General features: G+C 64.2%; 16 protein-coding genes. 8 read left to right on the top strand and 8 right to left on the bottom strand.

Going from position 1 to position 17,574, the window contains the following annotated elements:
* The first annotated feature begins 18 nt into the window (after nucleotides 1-18).
* Entirely contained in the window at nucleotides 19-1,386 is a 1,368-nt protein-coding gene (locus GUY23_RS02445) for a site-specific DNA-methyltransferase (RefSeq protein ID WP_166969429.1), read from the top strand.
* A 203-nt stretch (nucleotides 1,387-1,589) separates the two neighbouring features.
* Here GUY23_RS02445 and GUY23_RS02440 read toward each other — a convergent pair whose 3' ends face one another.
* Together GUY23_RS02440 and GUY23_RS02435 are read right to left on the bottom strand one after the other, a co-directional pair.
* Complete coding sequence (locus tag GUY23_RS02440; protein WP_166969427.1) at nucleotides 1,590-2,138, bottom strand: SWIM zinc finger family protein; 549 nt, start codon at nucleotides 2,136-2,138, stop codon at nucleotides 1,590-1,592.
* Nucleotides 2,138-4,174: a DEAD/DEAH box helicase gene (locus GUY23_RS02435; protein WP_166969425.1), complete on the bottom strand. Its 2,037-nt coding sequence runs from the start codon at nucleotides 4,172-4,174 to the stop codon at nucleotides 2,138-2,140. Before GUY23_RS02435 ends, GUY23_RS02440 begins: the two co-directional genes overlap by 1 nt.
* 93 nt (nucleotides 4,175-4,267) lie before the next feature.
* On the opposite strand from GUY23_RS02435, the gene GUY23_RS02430 reads away from it, so the two are divergent.
* The 3 genes from GUY23_RS02430 to GUY23_RS02420 all read left to right on the top strand — a co-directional run bounded on the left by GUY23_RS02430 (nucleotide 4,268) and on the right by GUY23_RS02420 (nucleotide 6,886).
* The gene (locus GUY23_RS02430; RefSeq protein WP_166969423.1) at nucleotides 4,268-4,687 is read left to right on the top strand and encodes a DUF952 domain-containing protein; all 420 of its coding nucleotides are present in this window, start codon (nucleotides 4,268-4,270) and stop codon (nucleotides 4,685-4,687) included.
* Between the two features lie 171 nt (nucleotides 4,688-4,858).
* Nucleotides 4,859-5,155: an antibiotic biosynthesis monooxygenase family protein gene (locus tag GUY23_RS02425; RefSeq protein ID WP_166969421.1), complete on the top strand. Its 297-nt coding sequence runs from the start codon at nucleotides 4,859-4,861 to the stop codon at nucleotides 5,153-5,155.
* Nucleotides 5,156-5,425: 270 nt separating this feature from the next.
* Nucleotides 5,426-6,886 carry an APC family permease gene (locus GUY23_RS02420; protein WP_166969419.1) on the top strand — a complete coding sequence of 487 codons (1,461 nt, stop codon included), beginning with the start codon at nucleotides 5,426-5,428 and terminating at the stop codon, nucleotides 6,884-6,886.
* A gap of 186 nt (nucleotides 6,887-7,072) precedes the next feature.
* Here the strand turns inward: GUY23_RS02420 and GUY23_RS02415 are convergent, their stop codons facing one another.
* On the bottom strand, nucleotides 7,073-8,356 hold the full coding sequence (locus GUY23_RS02415) for a glycine cleavage T C-terminal barrel domain-containing protein (protein WP_228282669.1): 1,284 nt from the start codon (nucleotides 8,354-8,356) through the stop codon (nucleotides 7,073-7,075).
* Nucleotides 8,357-8,517: 161 nt separating this feature from the next.
* Here GUY23_RS02415 and GUY23_RS02410 point away from each other — a divergent pair, with 161 nt between their 5' ends.
* On the top strand, nucleotides 8,518-9,378 hold the full coding sequence (locus GUY23_RS02410) for a methylenetetrahydrofolate reductase (protein ID WP_166969415.1): 861 nt from the start codon (nucleotides 8,518-8,520) through the stop codon (nucleotides 9,376-9,378).
* 33 nt (nucleotides 9,379-9,411) lie between these two features.
* Here the strand turns inward: GUY23_RS02410 and GUY23_RS02405 are convergent, their stop codons facing one another.
* From GUY23_RS02405 to GUY23_RS02395, 3 genes are all read right to left on the bottom strand, one after another.
* A complete protein-coding gene (locus GUY23_RS02405; protein ID WP_166969413.1) occupies nucleotides 9,412-10,194 on the bottom strand; it encodes an IclR family transcriptional regulator in 783 nt (260 codons plus the stop codon).
* Nucleotides 10,195-10,387: 193 nt separating this feature from the next.
* On the bottom strand, nucleotides 10,388-11,647 hold the full coding sequence (locus GUY23_RS02400) for an aminopeptidase P family protein (protein WP_166969411.1): 1,260 nt from the start codon (nucleotides 11,645-11,647) through the stop codon (nucleotides 10,388-10,390).
* Between the two features lie 198 nt (nucleotides 11,648-11,845).
* Nucleotides 11,846-13,357, bottom strand: coding sequence for a PucR family transcriptional regulator (locus GUY23_RS02395; protein ID WP_166969409.1), 1,512 nt, complete (start codon nucleotides 13,355-13,357; stop codon nucleotides 11,846-11,848).
* Nucleotides 13,358-13,464: 107 nt separating this feature from the next.
* Between GUY23_RS02395 and GUY23_RS02390 the strand changes: the two genes are divergently transcribed.
* Genes GUY23_RS02390 through GUY23_RS02380 form a run of 3 tightly spaced genes read left to right on the top strand, consistent with a single transcriptional unit; the run spans nucleotide 13,465 to nucleotide 16,238 of the window.
* Nucleotides 13,465-14,949: a purine-cytosine permease family protein gene (locus tag GUY23_RS02390; protein ID WP_166969407.1), complete on the top strand. Its 1,485-nt coding sequence runs from the start codon at nucleotides 13,465-13,467 to the stop codon at nucleotides 14,947-14,949.
* A gap of 52 nt (nucleotides 14,950-15,001) precedes the next feature.
* A complete protein-coding gene (locus tag GUY23_RS02385) occupies nucleotides 15,002-15,409 on the top strand; it encodes a universal stress protein (protein WP_166969405.1) in 408 nt (135 codons plus the stop codon).
* A gap of 55 nt (nucleotides 15,410-15,464) precedes the next feature.
* Complete coding sequence (locus tag GUY23_RS02380; RefSeq protein WP_166969403.1) at nucleotides 15,465-16,238, top strand: creatininase; 774 nt, start codon at nucleotides 15,465-15,467, stop codon at nucleotides 16,236-16,238.
* Nucleotides 16,239-16,273: 35 nt separating this feature from the next.
* On the opposite strand, the gene GUY23_RS02375 is transcribed toward GUY23_RS02380, so the two are convergent.
* Nucleotides 16,274-16,750, bottom strand: a complete 477-nt coding sequence (locus GUY23_RS02375; protein WP_208085446.1) for a nucleoside deaminase — start codon at nucleotides 16,748-16,750, stop codon at nucleotides 16,274-16,276.
* Nucleotides 16,747-17,496, bottom strand: coding sequence for an IclR family transcriptional regulator (locus GUY23_RS02370; protein WP_166969401.1), 750 nt, complete (start codon nucleotides 17,494-17,496; stop codon nucleotides 16,747-16,749). Before GUY23_RS02370 ends, GUY23_RS02375 begins: the two co-directional genes overlap by 4 nt.
* Between the last annotated feature and the right edge of the window lie 78 nt (nucleotides 17,497-17,574).

The raw sequence follows: 17,574 nt of genomic DNA, 5'->3' as shown, positions 1-17,574 counted from the left end.
TCGGGATGAAGGAGAAGGATGACGACCGTCTTGCAATGGCCGGGCAAGGCCGCCGCCTTCGCTCTCGGTCGTCGCCTCATCGACCAAGCGATTCCCGGCCCTCGCTTCGGTGGGCCTGACGGGGATCCCAGCCCCCACCTCGGCGAGGGTGCCCACGGTCCGCACCTGAAGGACGGCGACGGATCACCGCGGACCCCGGACCCGCGTGAGAATCTGCTCGTCGTCGGGGACAATCTGCCCGCCCTCACGGCGCTGCTCGCCACGCATCGCGGGCGGGTCAAGGTCGTCTACATCGATCCGCCGTACAACACGGGCAATGCGCATACGTACAAGGATCATGGGCACGATCACGACAGTTGGCTGTCCTTCATGGCGCCGAGGCTGCTGCTGGCTCGCGAGCTCATGCGCGAGGACGGGGTGCTCTTCCTCCATCTCGATGACCGGGAGAGCGCGTGGGCGCAGCTGCTCGGGCACGAGATCTTCGGCGAGGACAATTCGCTGGGCACGCTCATCCACCAGCGCGCGAAAGGCGGGGGCAATGCGCGCTCATTCGTCCGCGGGCATGATTACATCCACGTGTGGGGGCGGGATGCCGACCGCGTGGGCCCGTTCCTCACGGAGAAGAAGTCGCCGGCGAAGCTCGAGATCATCGACGGGCGTCGGATGCTCGTGGAGACCGATGTGCTGCGCGCCGGATTCGGCCGGTACGCGCGCGGGTCCGAACGGCGGCTGATGTACGAGGACATCCTGTCGGTGAAAGGGGCGAAGAAACTCGCCGAGGTGGACGCGAAGCTGGCGACGGGTGAGTACATCCTGCGGCCCTGGGGCTCGGACGGCAAGCATGCGGTGGTGCGGGTGACCCCGGCGGAGACGGCGAGTTCGAAGATGTACTCGATTATCAAGGCACTCGGCGGGCAGAACGATCTGGACCCCTTGGGACTCGGCGGGGTGTTCAGCTATCCGAAGCCCGTGGAGCTGGTCAAGGCACTCGTGGACTCACAGACCTTCTTCGACCCCGACGCCATCGTGCTCGACTTCTTCGCCGGCTCCGGAACCACAGCGCAGGCGGTGATGGAGGCGAACATACGCGACGAGGGTTCGCGGTCGTTCGTGCTCGTCCAGACCCCGGAGCCGCTGCGGTCGAAGAACGCGCAGGCCGTGATGGCTGCGGGTGGCGCGGGTGGAGCGGGCGTCGGGGGCGATGATGCCACCGCTGGGGGCAACGCTGCCACGGATGGCGAGGTCGGGGGCGACGCGGGTGACGGGCGGCCCGGGACCGAGGCAGAGTTCCCGACGATCAGCGAGCTCACCGCCGAACGCATCCGCCGCGCCGCCGAGGTCCACTCCCCCGGTCTTGATTTCACCGAGGTCGAGGTCGTCGAATAGAGCACCACACCCATCCGCTGCTGAATTGTTTGGTCGATCCGCGGCGTCTCAGCCGCGCCGGAACTGCGTCGGATCGACCAAACATTCAACTCCCAACCGACCGATTCCGCCGAGGCGCAATTCGGAGCAGCCGCGTGTGAACAGATCACTCCGGCACGAAGCCGGTCATCGCATCCGAAAATCGGGCTCAGAGCAACGAAACGTCACCGAGGCAGTGCGTAGAAATGGTCCGCATCGACGTCGCCGAGGGCGATCCAATCCGGGTCGATGAGGGCCTCCACTCTCTGCCGCCTCGGCGACCGCAGATCCACGGCACGGGTCGGCTGCTGGTCGATGAGCAGCACCGCCGCGTAGATCGCGGCCAGCACATGGACGCAGTTCTCCGCGCGTGAGCGGCACGAGCAGGTCGTCTGCAGCCTTTCGAGTGCGCACGCCACCTCGACGCCTGCCGACTTCAGCTCTCCGACCAGCTCATCGGGCAGATCCCCCGCCGAGGCGGGCGCTTCCGACGAACTCACCATCCTGTCGATGACGGCCCGCTCAGCGTCGGTCCACAACGGCACCTCGACCTCGACCCGATCGGCATCGAACGCAGCCGTGATCCGACCCGGCTCGATTCTCAGGTCGTCATCGAGACTGCGCGCCAGACGGCGGGCATTGGGCAGCTTCGGGTTGGGGGCGGCACTGATCGGTTCGACGACCCGCAGCCATGCCCGACCCCACAGTGTCATTCCGAACTCCACTCCGGCCATCAGTTCATCTCCTTCGCGTCGAGGGTGAAGAGATCCCGCAGCTCCTCATCCGGCAGTGCGGCGAGGGCTGCTACGGCATCGCCGGTGACAAGGTTCGCCATACCCTGCTTCCGGTTGTGCATGCGGTCGATGTGATCTTCGATGGTGCCCTCAGTGATGAGGGTGTGGACTTCGAGCGTCTCCCGCTGCCCGATCCGGTGGGCGCGCGCTGTGGCCTGCTCTTCCACCGCAGGGTTCCACCAGCGATCGAAGTGGATGACGTGCGAGGCTCTGGTGAGATTGAGCCCGAACCCGGCCGCCCGAAGACTGAGGATGAGCACCGGCGGCGCATCATCATCCTCCTGGAACTCCCGAACCATGGCGTCTCTCTTTGCTGCCGACAGCCCTCCGTGAAGGAAGGGGATCGAGGCACACCCAGTCGATTCGGCGATCGCCTCGGCGAGGATCTCGCCCATCACCCGGTATTGAGTGAACACCAGGGCACGGCGACCGGCAGCGACGATCTCGGCGAGCATCTCGCAGGCGCGATCGAACTTCCCCGAGCGCCCTCGCCTGTCGATCTGTCGGCCAGTCTGCACATCGGCCTGCCCGTTAGACTGCTCGCTGACCTCCTCGCCGATCTCCTTGACGGACCGCCCACCTGCCCTGTCGCTGGACCGTTCACCCGCTTCCGCGCCGTCCTCCTCGCCGCCCAGCTCCCCGACTTCCTCGCCGAGGAACTGAGCCGGGTGATTGCAGATCTGCTTGAGAGCGGTGACCAGCGCCAGGACCCGGCCGTTGCGGCCGAACCCCGAACCGAACCCGTCATCGAACGCCTGGTCGACCGCCCGCCGATACAACCGGGCCTGTTCCGCGGTGAGACCACAGACCACCGAGGTGTCGATGCGCGGGGGAAGCTCGTCGGCGACGACGTCCTTCGTCCGGCGCAGCAGGTGAGGTTCGATGAGGGCGCTCAGCGTGGTCGCCGCCGCTTCGGACCGCCTCTGGGTGATCGGGACGATGAACCGCTGTCGGAACCGTCGTCGGTTGCCGAGCAGATGCGGATTGACCACGGAGAAGATCGACCACAGTTCGTCGAGGTTGTTCTCAACCGGGGTTCCGGTCATCGCAATCTTCGACCGGGCACGAAGGTCTCGCGCAGCCCTGGCCAGCTGAGACCGGGGATTCTTCACCTGCTGGGCCTCGTCGAAGACCACGACGGCCCATTCGGATTCCATGAGCACGTCGTCGGCGCGCAGCAACGGATAGCTCGTGAGCACAACCGTCCCGGACGCCATGTCGTTCGGGAGGGAACGGTCGGCTCCATGGTGGACGATGACGGGGATCTGCGGCGCGAAGCGTTCGAGCTCCCGCTTCCAGTTCCCCACCACCGAGGTGGGTGCCACAACGAGGTGCGGCCGCTCGGTTGCGCTGGTGGCGAGGAGGCCGATGGCTTGGATCGTCTTGCCCAGCCCCATCTCATCGGCGAGGATCGCCCCCGAGGATTCGCTGGATCGCTCTCGCAGCCAGGTGATTCCGTGGGCTTGGTAGGGCCGCAGAACTGCGTCGACTCCGACGAGTGAGTCCTCGGTCTGCAGAGCAGACCTCAGCCTGCCGACCAGTGCCTGTGGGGACATCATCGCCGTTTCGGCATCATTGAGGACGGCATGCCCGGCAGGCGGCAGGCGGTCGATGGCGGACTCGATGACGAGGTCAGAGGTCTCGGCGCGCTCGGAGTCCTCACTTCGGGATGGACCGGCGAACTCCGCACAGAGGTCACTCCAGACTCGAGCGGAATCGGCGAACCACCTCGGCGAGGTGACCGACTCGGCGAGCGCCCGAACCGAGGGCACGAGGTCGGTGATCGTGACCCCGACATCGGCGGCGATCACCCGGTCGCCTTCGGGCTGAGCCAGACGGACGGTGGCCTCCCGTCCGGAGGGAAGACCAACCTCGGCGAGGTGGGCGGCGATATCGGGTCCGCCCCACCAGGCGAATCCGTGTTCGGAGGGGATGAAGGTCAGGTGGATGGTCGGTGGGGTCGAATCGAGGGGCAAGCGATCTCCTGCAACTGGAAGACATGGTCGGCAGGTGTACCGGGCCGACGGCCGGAGCCCAGTCAGCGTACTGAACCGCCGGTGCGGCGCACAATGGAGATAGATCAACCGATTTTTATCAAGGTTTCTGGGCAGATTTTTTGCCGGGAGGAAAGGTTCTCCATGAGCGACCATCGGCTCTTCCACATCGCGCTGGCATCGGAGTGGGACGAAGCGCAGCGCATTGGGTCATATGATCGATCCACGATCGGCGCCTCGGTCGGCGAGGTCGGTTTCATTCATTGCAGTCGCGGGATCGAGCAGGTGCGAACGGTTCTCGGTGCGCACTACGCACAGGTGAACGCACCACTCGTTCTGCTCGACATCGACGAGGGTTCCCTGTCGAGTGCGGCACTCCACGTCGTCGACGAACAGGTCGATCCTGATGATCTCGACAGTGAAGCGTTTCCGCATATCTACGGCGGCGCGCTTCCGATAGGTATCGTCACCGAGGTGGTTCCGCTCGAAGCGTGACAGTCCGGGTCGGCGGACCCGTAACCCGTGTCTCCCGGCCGGGCGCGCAGCCATCCGCGCGACAGCGAATGAGACGGGCCGGCGCCCATTGCGGACAGTTCAGCGTCGGCTCAGAGAGCGGCCGTAGTCTCGGGGATGACAGACATCCGTCGTCGACACTGAGGAGTTCCCATGTCCGTTGTCGCCATCAACACTCTGACCGTGCCCGAACCGGCCCGCGCCGAACTCGAGAAGCGCTTCGCCGCCCGCAAGCACTCCGTCGACGGCGCACCGGGCTTCGAAGGCTTCCAACTGCTGCGCCCCGTCGCCGGCGGCGACAAATACTTCGTCTACACCCAGTGGGCGACGAAGGAAGACTTCGAGAACTGGAAAGCTAACCGTCAGTCCTCCCACGAGTCCACCGGCAAGGCACCCGTCTCGAGCGCCGCCGAACTCCTCGAGTTCGAGGTCGTCGACCTCGGCGAATGAGCTGAGCCGGCCGCGGCACCACCTCGGCAGGTGGTCCGATCGAACCGCCGCACCGTCTCGGGGATCGTCGCGGGAGAACCGCGGCACCACCTCGGCGAGAGATCATTGCGGAAAGGACGTCGACCATTGAGTCGGCGTCCTTCTTTGTCCAAGGAACTCGCCAGTAACGCTCAGATTCCTGTTACTCTGCCCTCAACGTGGCTGCGAGGCAGATCGTGCTCGCGGCGGATCGAATCATCGGCCACCCACAATGACGTGACGAGGTAACCCATGAGTCAACCCGACGCTCAGACAGCCATCGACGACAGAGGCCACGGTTTCGTCCGTGCGCTCGGCACAGTCGATGCCCTCTTCATCGGCTTCGGAGCGATGATCGGCTTCGGCTGGGTCGTGCTCACCGGGGAATGGCTCAACGGGGCCGGAACCCTCGGGGCGATCCTCGCCTTCGTCGTCGGCGGCATCATCATGTGCTTCGTCGGCACCGTGTACTCGGAGATGGTGGCGGCCATGCCCCACGCCGGCGGTGAGCACAACTACCTCATCCGCGCGATGGGTCCACGCGTGTCCCTGTTCGGGTCCTGGGCGATCACCGGCGGTTATATCAGCGTCGTCATGTTCGAAGCCGTGTCTGTGCCGAAGACCGCGGTCTACCTGTTCCCGAACCTCGAGCAGATCAAGCTGTGGAACGTCGCCGGCTTCGACGTCTACCTCACCTGGGCACTCATCGGCACGATCTGCGCGATCGTCATCGCCTGGGTCAACATCCGCGGCGTCAAGGTCGCGTCGCTGGTCCAGACCTTCGTCGTGTGGTTCCTCATCATCGTCGGACTCCTGCTGCTCACCGGCGGATTCGTCGGCGGCGACCTCGAGAACACCGAACCCCTGTTCACCGGCGGCGGAGCCGGATTCATCGGCGTCATGGCCGTCGTGCCGTTCCTCTTCGTCGGCTTCGACGTCATCCCCCAGTCCGCCGAGGAGGTCAAGCTCCCACCGGCAAAGATCGGCAAGCTCGTGGTCATCTCCGTGATCATGGCCATCGCCTTCTACGTCATCATCATCGGCACCACCTCGATGGCGATGCCCGCCGATCAGCTCGGCACCCACGACCTCGTCACCGCCGACGCCCTGTCGATCATGTTCGACTCGACCATCTGGGGCAAGATCGTCATCGCCGGAGGGCTCGCGGGCATCATCACCTCGTGGAACGCCTTCCTCATGGGCTCCTCTCGCCTGATGTGGGCGATGGCCGCTGCCGGCATGATCCCCAAGTGGTTCGGCAAGCTGCACCCGAAGTACCGCACCCCGTCGAACGCGATCATCTTCATCGGGATCCTCTCGGCGATCGCTCCGTTCTTCGGCACCGCAGCGCTCGGCTGGATCGTCGATGCCGGATCCCCCGCGATCGTCATCGCCTACTTCCTCGTCAGCGTCGGATTCCTCGTCCTGCGCAAGCGTGAGCCGACCATGGAACGCCCCCTGCGCATCGGCGGTCCGCGAGGAGGCGGTGTGGTCATCGGTGTGATCTCGTCGGTGCTCACGCTCATCCTCTTCATCCTCTACATCCCGATCACCCCGGTCTCGGCCCAACTGGCCTGGCAGTCGTGGGTGGGGTTCGCGGCATGGCTGCTCGTCGGCATCATCTTCATGTTCCGGCTGCCGACCGGCATCAAGGCCGGCCCGAACGCGGAAGACGAACTGCTCGCGAAAGTGAAGTCGCTGCGCCGGAAGTGAGCGGTGCGGGGGTATCTGGAGGAGATCCCGCTGACGGTGCCGAATGCCGGCACCCGGACATGCGAACGCGGCCGCCGGCTCTGCGCAACGGCGACCGCGCTCGGTCCTCGGGGTGAAAGGCGCCCTGTCCCGGGGCGAGAAGCACTCGGCCCTGGGCGGGCACGCTTCTCAGACTGCGGCGTCGAGTCAGACTGCGGCGTCGAGGCCCTTCATCTTCAGACGCTCACGCTGGTTGGGATTGACGCTCGGACGGAACGGCATCTCGACCACCTCGGCGCGGACCGGGACTCCCGGGGTATCCGCGAACGGTTCGGGCAGATGCACCCAATATTCGGTGCCCAGTGCCGTCGATTCGACGGGCACGTGTGCCATCGCGATGTTCGCCTCGAGTTCCGGCGAGTACCACGGTGACGTCACATAGCCGACGGCCTCTCCATCGGCCACGGCAGACACGAGCCAAAAGTCCGGGGCATAGTCCGTGATCGGCTTGCCGCCGACGAGCAGCCCCACCAGCTGGGTCCGATACGGCGGCGTTCCGGCCTCGATCTGGGCGCGAACCTCCTCGAGCTTCGCCTTGCCGATATAGTCGGCTTCCTTCTTCCGCGGCACCTGGTAGGACAGGTTGACCTGGAACGGCAGGGTCTCGAAGTCCATGTCCTGGCCCCACGAGAGGATGCCCGCGGCGATCCTGCGGTGGTGGCTGGGAGCGACGACCTTGAGGTTGTAGGGCACGCCCGCCTCGAGGACGGCGTTCCACATGTCCTCGGCGTACTTCGTCGCATCCTTGAGGTAGATCTCGTAACCCTTCTCACCGGTGAAACCGGTCTGCGAGATGATGACGTCGTGACCGCCGACCTGGGCCTCCATGAGACCGTAGCTCGGCAGCGTGCGCCCCTCTTCCCCGACGAGGTCGGAGATGACGTCGACGGACTTCGGTCCCTGGACCTGGACGGGCGCGACGTCGATCTCGCCGATCGTGACGTCGAACCGGTGCCCGGCGTTGACCCCCTGCAGCCAGAGCATGAGGTCGGTGTCGGAGAGGCTGAACCAGAATTCGTCGATCGCCACTCGCAGCAGGATCGGATCGTTGAGGATGCCGCCGGCCTCGTTGCACAGGATGACGTAGCGGGCGCGCATCACCGGGATCTTCGTCGCGTCACGGGTGATGACGAAGTTGACGAACGCCTCGGCGTCGGGGCCCTTGACCTGGATCTGACGTTCCACCGCGACGTTCCACAGGGTGACGTCGTTGACGAGGGATTGGTACTCGGCCATCATGCCGCCCTCGTCGCGGGGAATGTAGCCACGCGGGTGATACATACGGTTGTAGATCGACGCCCGCCAGCAGCCCTGCTGCATGGACAGTTCCCAGTAAGGGGACTTGCGGACACGGGTGTCGATGAGCATCTCGACCGGAGTGGGGCCGGATTGACGAAGGTTGATCGGGACTTCTCTGTCGCTTTGATCCACTGACGGGACGTTGTTGTCCATGGTGTTCCCCCTGCTCACACAGTTCTATATTATGGAACTTAGATCCCATATTATGGGTATAATGAGTGTAGGATTGTAGACACCGCGACGCAAGGGATTCGGTCCCGCGAGTTTCATGCAACCCCACGAGGGAGACGAGGATGTCAAAGGAAAGACTGCGCACGCTCCTGAGCACCGCCCGCTACGAGATCCTGCCGACGGCAGGCATCGTCGAACGCGTCGAGGAGTACGTCGCTCCCGGCCGCGAGATCACCATCACCGCGTCGACTGGCCTGACCCTTGAGGCGACCCTGTCCGCCGCCGAGCAGCTGCAGGCCCTCGGCTTCCGCGCCGTGCCCCATCTCGCCGCGCGGATGATCCACGGCCGCACCGAACTGTCCGAGATCGTCGATCGACTCGCCGAGGCGGCCATCGACCGGATCTTCATCCCTGCCGGTGACGCCACTCCCCCGGCCGGCGGCTACGTGGGAGCGCACGACCTCCTCGTCGACCTCTCGTCGATGGCCGCACCGTTCCAGCACCTCGGCGTGACCGCCTATCCGGAGTCGCATCCGCTCATCCCCGACGATGTGACCATCCAAGCGATGTGGGACAAACGCGACTACGCCACGCATCTCGTCTCGAACCTCTGCTTCGACCCGAGCGTCGTCGCATCCTGGCTGGCCCGGGTGCGGGCGCGTAGGATCGAGCTGCCGCTCATCCTCGGCATCGCTGGCAAGGTCGAGCTGGCGAAGCTTGCGAAGGTGGCGACGAAGATCGGCGTGGGCGAGTCCACACGGTTCCTGCGGAAGAACACCGCGACGTTCACCCGGATGGCCAAGCCCGGCGGATACAACCCGCGAAAGTTCCTCGACAAGCTCGCCCCGGTCCTCGACGACCCGGACATGGGCGTGGCCGGCCTGCACATCTACACGTTCAATCAGATCAAGGACACCGAGGTGTGGCGGCGCAAGCAGCTCGCGGCTCTGGGTGGGGCGGAGGAGTTCTCCAGCCTGCAGTGACCCGACTGAACGGGCTTGTCGACGCCGTGGAGCTCAGGCCCCACCGAGGCGGCGGGTGACCTGATTCGCCGCCTTCATACAGCTCTTCGTCAATTTCTCGAGGGCTACTTCGTCGACGCGATATTTCGGAGCGGGCACGAGGATGGCCGCAACGATTTCGTCACGATGGTCGCGGATCGGCGCGGCAATGCCGACGGCGTCCGCAGAGGTTTCGCCGTAATTGATCGCACAGCCGCGATCGACGACGTCCGCCAGACGAGCACGATAGTCCTCGACACTGTGGATGCCGCTCCCCACGTTGACGATCGAACCGTCGTCGATGAGTTCACGGACTCGCTCGGCATCCTCGGCGGCGAGGAACACTTGCACTGAGGCGCTGTAGGCCGTGCTGTAGCGCGAACCGAGGCTCGAGGTGTGTTTGATCTCGTGGGCGCTGGGGATCTGCTCGACGGTGATCGACTCAGTGCCGTTCCATACCATGAGCGCACTCGTTTCCCCCGTCTCCTCCGTGAGCTCCTGCATGGCCGAGTAGCTCACGCGTCTGACGTCCAGATCGGCGAGCAGCGGACCGGCGATGGCGATGATGCCCAATCCGAGCCGGTAGCGCCGCGAGGCGGTTTGCTCGACGATGCCTTCACGCTCCAGTGAGGCAAGAATGCGCGAGACTGAGCTCTTGTGCAGCCCGACCTGTGGGGCGATCTCCGTGACCCCGAGCTCCTGCCGATCGGGGCTGAAGCAGCGGAGGATCGCGACGGTGTTCTCGATGACCGAGGCCCCCCGCCCGGTGGATTCGTCTGTCGTCTTCTGCTTGGGCATGCTCCTCATCCTATTCGTCGCCGGCCTTCGGTTACGCCCCTGGCCCGGGCGGCGATCTCCGGCTCCCCACTCGATGTGGGGCGGCACCGTCCTTGTGGTCTGAGAAACGCGCGGAGACGCCACTCGCCCCGCGGGAGCGACGCTGCTACGCCGCCGTCCGCAGGGCGAGGACGACCTTACCGTGACCGTAGAATCAGGCGGGGATGATGTTGTGCTCAGGACCGAACGGGAACTTCGTGATGTCCTCGGCACCATCCTCGCTGACCACGACGATGTCGTGCTCCCGGTAACCGCCGGCGCCAGGCTGACCCTCGGGTAACGTGATCATCGGCTCCATTGAGACGACCATGCCGGGTTCGATGACGGTGTCAATGTCTTCACGCAGCTCGAGGCCCGCCTCGCGTCCGTAGTAGTGGCTGAGGACTCCGAAGGAGTGCCCGTAGCCGAAGGTGCGATTGGCGAAGAGACCGTGCTCGAGGTAGATCTCGTTGAGCTCGGCAGCGATGTCCTTGCACACGGCACCCGGCTTGATGAGCTCGATACCGCGCTTGTGAACCTCGACGTTGATGTTCCACAACTCGAGCGACCGCTCGTCGGGCTCACCGTAGAAAAGGGTGCGTTCGAGTGCCGTGTAGTAGCCCGATGGCATGGCGAAACAGTTGAGGCTGAGGATATCGCCCTTGCGCACCTTGCGCGTAGTCGCCCAGTTGTGGGCGCCGTCGGTGTTGATACCCGACTGGAACCATACCCAAGTATCCCTGACTTCCTGGTCAGGGAAGGTCTTCGCGATCTCGTGGACCATCGCCTCGGTACCGATGAGTGCGACCTCGTACTCGCTGATGCCCTCGGCGATCGCTGCCTTGACCGCTTCTCCGCCCAGGTCGCCGATCCGCGCACTGTGCTTGATCACCTCGATCTCCTCGGCGGACTTGATCATGCGCTGCCGCATCGAGGCTTGAGCGATGTCGACGAGTTCGGCGTCGGGGAATGCCGACTGAATCTTGTTCCGGTTGTCGAGGGGAAGGTTGTCGTCCTCAACGCCGAGTCGCTTGGGCGCAGAGATGCCGCGCTGACGCAGCCCCTCCTGGATTGCGTAGAGATAGTTGTCGCGACGCCAGTCGGTGTAGACGATGTTCTCGCCGTAGCTCGTCCGCCAGGGCATACCGGCATCGATGTTCGCCGTGATGGTCACCGAGTCGTCCGGGGTCACGACCATCGCGTACGAGCGTCCGAAATAGGTGAAGAGGAAGTCCGAGTAGTACTTGATGTTGTGATACGAGGTGAGGATCACCGCGTCGAGTTCCTTCTCGGCGATGATCGCGCGCAGCCCGTCGAGGCGACGCTCCATCTCTGCGTCGGAGAAGGTCAGCGGGGTTTTGGATCCGTTATGAAGGACCTTGAGGCGATCCAGATCAGCTACGTCAGCGGCTTTCGGGGAGGTGGTGACAGTCATTGTTTCTCCTTCGAACCGGTCGGTCGGCATGGACTCGACCTCTACAGAATCAAGAGTTGCAATAGCCGCAACCTTGTTGCACTAACGTTAAAGCTGGCAACGCACCCCGTCAAGGCTTCGACGAAAACAGATTCGAAAGCTGTTCAAAGGCGCCCGTACTCCCCGGGCCGCCGGTCCAGCCCGACTTCAGGGTCGGCTTCAAATGGTGTGGTATTTGCTGGGGATCTGCCGCAGTGCGCGCAGTGCGATGGTCAGCCCGGCGATTCTCCCAGTCCCCCGCGGGTCTCCGCCGATGAGCGAGAATATCCGTTGCAGACGGTTGTGCATCGACTGACGCTCAAGGAAAAGCGATCGCGCGGTCTCAGCGGTGTTGCAGCCGCTCCGCAACCAAGCCTCCAGTGTGTCAACAAGATTGGTCCCCCGCTGCGCGTCGTGCTCGACGATCTCACCGAGAAGCTCGTCTACCAGGCGGATCTTCACAGCTGAGCCGACGTTCGCCGTGAGCAGACGGTCGACGATCGAGGCATCGGAGTCGAACACCTCAGCCCGGCTTGGCCGGGCCGCCGACAGTTCCAGCGTCAGCCGTGCCTGGTCGAGGGAGTAGGCACCGCCACGGATGCCGTCGACGACGGGCCCGACGCAGATCGCGGCGTCGAGATCGTCGACGTGACGTTCTAGCTCCTCGAGGAGAGCAGCCCGATGGCTGCGGTGTCTCCGGCCATCGAACAAGGCGATGGCAATCGTCTCACCGGGGTTCGCATAGACGATGAGCCGGGCAGCTTGCTCGGCGAGCACTCGGTCAAGTTTCCCTCGCAATCGATTCGAGTCAGTGGTGCGCGCCGAGATCATCACCAGCGGCGTCTCGGGATCAACACCCGCCGATTCACAGAGATCAGCCAGAGCCGTCTCCCTGGAGTCGGCCTCGACCGCTCGAATAAGTTCGATCCCGGCGATGTCGCCGAGTGAAGGTCGGCGCTGTTGGAGGAGCGCGAGTGCCAGCACGTCGGCAACCCGGTCACCGACGAACTGGGCGAGAGATTCTTGCTCGGGGGACTGCAGATCCATCCGCAGGGTGGCAGCAAGCATGCCACGTAATGCGATCTCAATATCCACGGTGAGCGCGGCCGGGCCCGAGTCCCCCCGTTGTCCATTCACTCCGAGCAGTTCGTCTGAGAGCGTGCCAGGCACAAGCAACGAGACGGTCACCGTCAGTTCAGTGGCGAGTACCTCGAGCAGCTGCCGAATACCGGCGCCACCGACCAGCGCCACTGACACAGCATGCGAGATCTCGTCGGCTCTTTGCAGAGTAGCGACCGAATCGCTGACGAGAGAGCTATTCACCGATTCCGCGATCTCAACGAAGGGCACGACCCGTCGCAGTTCGATGAGGGGAAGACCCACTTCGGCGGCCGCCTGGACCACCCGCCTCGGAATCTCCGGGAACTCACTTCCCGTTTCGAGGGCGAGAGCGGCGACATGATGCGCCGCGAGCTCACGGATGTAGCGATCTTGCCGCACCCCCGAGACCCGACTGAGAACCGTCCCGCCAGAAAGAAGGAACTCACCGCCGAGCATCAGCGGTCCGATGTCGAGGACTTCGCTCGAATGGACCCAACGGACTGTTGCTTGCTCGAGTCGACGACTCCCAGCGCGGACCACCGGATCAGCCGCCCTCATTGATTCGTGGTCCAGCAGTTCCCGCAGATTCATAATCTGACACTCCGTCACTTGTTGGTCCATTTTTGCTTGACAGATTACTCGTTGTTGCCGGGTCCGCCCACATCTAGGCTGGCTCACATCCACTTACGGAGGTTCGAATGACCGTGGAGAAATCTACCCCGCCCGCAGTGCACCTCGGCCAGTCAGACGTCGAGGATCAGCTCCAAGCTATTCCCGAGAAGTCCCGAACCACCCGAGTCGGTGGTCAGTTCTGGATCTGGGCCGGCGCCAATCTCGCACCGATCAACTGGGTCCTCGGCGCCCTCGGCATCAACCTCGGACTCGGAGTCCGAGACACCATCACAGTCATCGTCATCGGCAACCTCATCGGGATGTCACTCTTCGGCTGCTTCGTCCTGCTGGGACAGAAGACCGGGGCCACAGGAATGGTCCTCGCTCGCGCCGCATTCGGCCGCCGCGGCGACTACCTGCCGGCCGCGATCCAAGCGTCGGTCACAATCGGCTGGTGCGCTATCAACACCTACGTCATTCTCGACCTGGTGCTCGCCCTGTTCGGAAAGCTCCACTGGCTCGACCCCGCCGACCACAACTACGGCTGGAAGATCGGCACCGCCGCCTTCCTCATGGCTGCTCAGGTCATCATCGCGTGGTTCGGGTATCGAGCCATCGCCGCCTTCGAACGCTGGACAGTGCCTCCGACAATCGTCATCCTCGTCGCCATGTCCCTGTTCGCGTGGTTCGGACTCGACATCGACTGGGGCTATGCCGGCCCACCGGGTGAAGTTCTCCACGGCTGGGATCGGATCGCCGTAATGAGCTCGGTCATGACAGTGATCGGCATCGGCTGGGGGATCACCTGGTTCACCTACGCAGCCGACTACTCCCGCTTCGTCAGCCGCGAAGTCCCGCGCCGCAAACTCTACCTCGCCTCGACACTGGGACAGTTCCTGCCCGTCGTCTGGCTCGGAGTCCTCGGCGCCAGCCTCGCAACGAAGTCCCAGTCCGTCGATCCCGGGCAACTCGTCGTCGACAACTTCGGAGCATTGGCCGTCCCTGTACTGCTGCTCGTCATCCACGGACCGATCGCGACGAACATCCTCAACATCTATACGTTCTCCGTGGCCACACAAGCTCTCGATATCAAGGTCAAGCGCAACAGTCTCAACCTCTTCGTCGGAGTCCTGTCGTTCATCGCAGTCATCTTCTTCGTCTATCAGGAAGATCTCGCTGAGGTGCTCGACAGCTTCCTCAGCTCTCTGGTCGCATGGGTCGCATCGTGGGGCGGACTCATGCTCGTCCACTACTACAGGTTCAATCGGATCCGGCCGATTCCCAGTGCCCGACTCTTCGATCCGATCGGCTCGAAGAGGCTGCCGGACATCAATTGGCCTGGGGTCTGCGCACTGCTCGGCGGCATGATTGCGACGTGGCTGTTCATGGCCCAGTCGATCGAGGTACTGCAGAGTCCACTGGTCACGGCGATGGGCGGACTCGATCTGTCCTGGCTAGCCGGACTCGTCGTCAGCGCGAGCATCTACGCGATCTTCGGCCCTCGCGCCCATTTCCGCTACGCGGAGCGACAGGCCGAGACAGCAAGTCAGATTCCGGCGGATCCGAGATGAGCGGCGACAGCACCGCGCCAGGGCTGGATCTAAGAAGCTCGAAGGAGAGACTATGACGATTGTTGTCGGATACGTCCCCACCCCGCAGGGCGAGGCCGCCCTCGACCGGGCGATCCTTGAAGCGGGACGCGACGGAGGACACAAGCTCATCGTCGTCAACGCATCGAAGAGTGACCCCATCGAAGACGACCGGGCGATCGCCGATTCCAGGACGCTCAAACGGATCGAGGATCGACTGGAATCATCGGTCGCGGATTTCGAAGTCCGGCAGGCGTTGCGCGGCCAGGACCCTGCGGGGGAGATCGTCGACACCGCCGAGCGCAGCGATGCCACCCTCATCGTCATCGGCCTTCGCAAGCGATCCTCGGTCGGCAAGATGCTCTTCGGGAGCACGGCTCGGGGAGTGCTCATGGACGCTCAGTGTCCTGTGCTTACGGTCAAAGCCCCAAAGAGCCGCTGACTTCGCCTACTCAGCACCCGAACAACCAACACAGGAGAGGACGGTAGAGGGCACAATGGCCGTATACATGGAGGAACTCGACGCATTCTCCTACGCCCAAAAGATCGGTGAGGGAGCACCCGTGCTCATCCCAGCCGGTTCAATCGAGCAGCACGGGCCACATATGCCTCTGCATGTCGACACACTCCTCTCCCGCAGGATGGCCGGCGAGACCGCACAGCGGATCGGTGCAATCGTGGCAGCACCGATGGCCTACGGCTACAAATCGCAACAGCGGTCCGGGGGCGGCAATCATCTGCCCGGGACGACCAGCCTCGACGGAGCACTCGTCACCGAGATCGCCAAGACGCTCGTCCTCGAGTTCATCCGCCACGGCGCGCGGGCCATCGGTTTCGTCAACGGTCACTTCGAGAACTACCAATTCCTCTACGAAGGCGCGGATCTCGCGCTGCGAGAGCTCGGCTGTGCCGGTGAGGACGTGAGAGTGATGCTCCTGTCGTATTGGGACTTCGTCGACGAGGCGACAATCGGCAGGCTCTACCCCAACGGCTTCACCGGATGGGATCTCGAGCATGGAGGCGTACTCGAAACTTCGCTCATGCTCCACCTCCACCCCGAGCAGGTCGACATGACGAAGGTCGTCGACGCACCGCCTGCCGAGCTGCCGAACTATGACGTGCTTCCCGTCCGTCCCGAGCTCACCCCCGACTCGGGGTGCCTGTCTTCTGCCGCCGAAGCAACCGCTGAGAAGGGGCGGATCCTGCTTGAGACCGCGAGCGCCGGCATGAGCGAGGCGATCACTTCGGAGTTCGGGCTCATCTCCCGCTGAGGGTCCAACAGTGTCGTATCACACGACGACTCGGGCTAGTTGCCGATGTCCTCGTTCCAGATCTCCAGTCGCTCGTCGAGCATGCGTCCCATAAGGTCCAAGCACTGGGAGTCATCGGCAACGACGAGGACGACGCCGTGTTCGACAAGCAGATCCTCGGAGACGGAGAACGTCTTATTCTCACCGATGACGATGCGCGGAATCCCATAGAGCAACGACGTGCCGGCGCACATGAAGCACGGTGAGAGCGTCGTGTAAAGGGTGCACTCCCGATAGACCGAGGCCGGCAACCGACCCGCCCGTTCGAAAGCGTCGGTCTCACCGTGGAGGATGGCACTGTTCTGCTGAACCCGACGGTTCCGCCCCACCGCGAGAACTTCGGCACCTCGCGCTAGTACGGCCCCGATAGGTACTCCGCCTTCGTCCCATCCGATCTCTGCCTGCTCGACAGCGAGGTCAAGCAGCCTGCGGTCCTCGGCGGTCAGTGCGACCGCCCCACGCTCAACGCTCACCGGTGCGCCACCTTGCGCCTGAGGGTCCGCGAGAGCAGACCCGCCTCGTCGGACAGCAGCGCGCCGAGCTTCTCGTGGTGTTCGGCGATGCGCATCGTCGGACCCGAGATGCCGACGGCCGCGACCACGGCGCCGTCGACGCCGAAGACGGGGGCGGCCAGGGCGTCGAGGCCGATCTCGAATTCCTCGTGCACGATGGCGAAGCCGCGTTCGCGCACCTCGGCGAGGTTGTCCGTCAGTTCCTTGCGCGAACCCAGCGTCCGATCGGTCCGGCGTTCGAGCCGACCCGTCGGCAGCGGGATGACATCGAAGGCGTACATGACCTTCCCGAGCGCCGAGCAGTGCGGCGGCACATCGACATCGGCCCAGTTCGTGGCCCCGAGGACGAACGTCGAATCGACCTGGGCGACCTGGACGACGCCCTTCGGCCCGGGCATCGCCAGATTGACGGTCTCTCCGGTCTCCTCGCTCAGGCGCTGCAGAGTCGGGTCGGCCGCAGAGACGAGATTCTCGACCCGGTCGAAGCGTGACGCATAGGTCGCGAACAGCGAACCCCCGCGATAGAGACCATCGCCGTCACGTTCGACCAAGCCGTTGCGCTCGAGCGCCGAGAGCAGCCGCGAGACCGTCGAGCGGGCCAGATCGGTCGCGTCGACGACCTCGGTGTACGAGATCGGGTCGTCGGACTTGACCACCAGCGACAGTATCTCGGCCGCCCGGTCGATCGACTGGGTCCCATTGCTCATCGTGCTCAGCTCCGTCGGGGAAAGTTGGGTCGGCGCCCCTCGGCGCACCGACCGGAATCACCCTACCGCACGGTCGCC

Source organism: Brevibacterium atlanticum, assembly GCF_011617245.1.
Lineage (GTDB): Bacteria > Actinomycetota > Actinomycetes > Actinomycetales > Brevibacteriaceae > Brevibacterium > Brevibacterium atlanticum.
The sequence above is the reverse complement of the archived record's forward strand: the minus strand, read 5'-3'. Positions and strand labels throughout refer to the sequence as shown.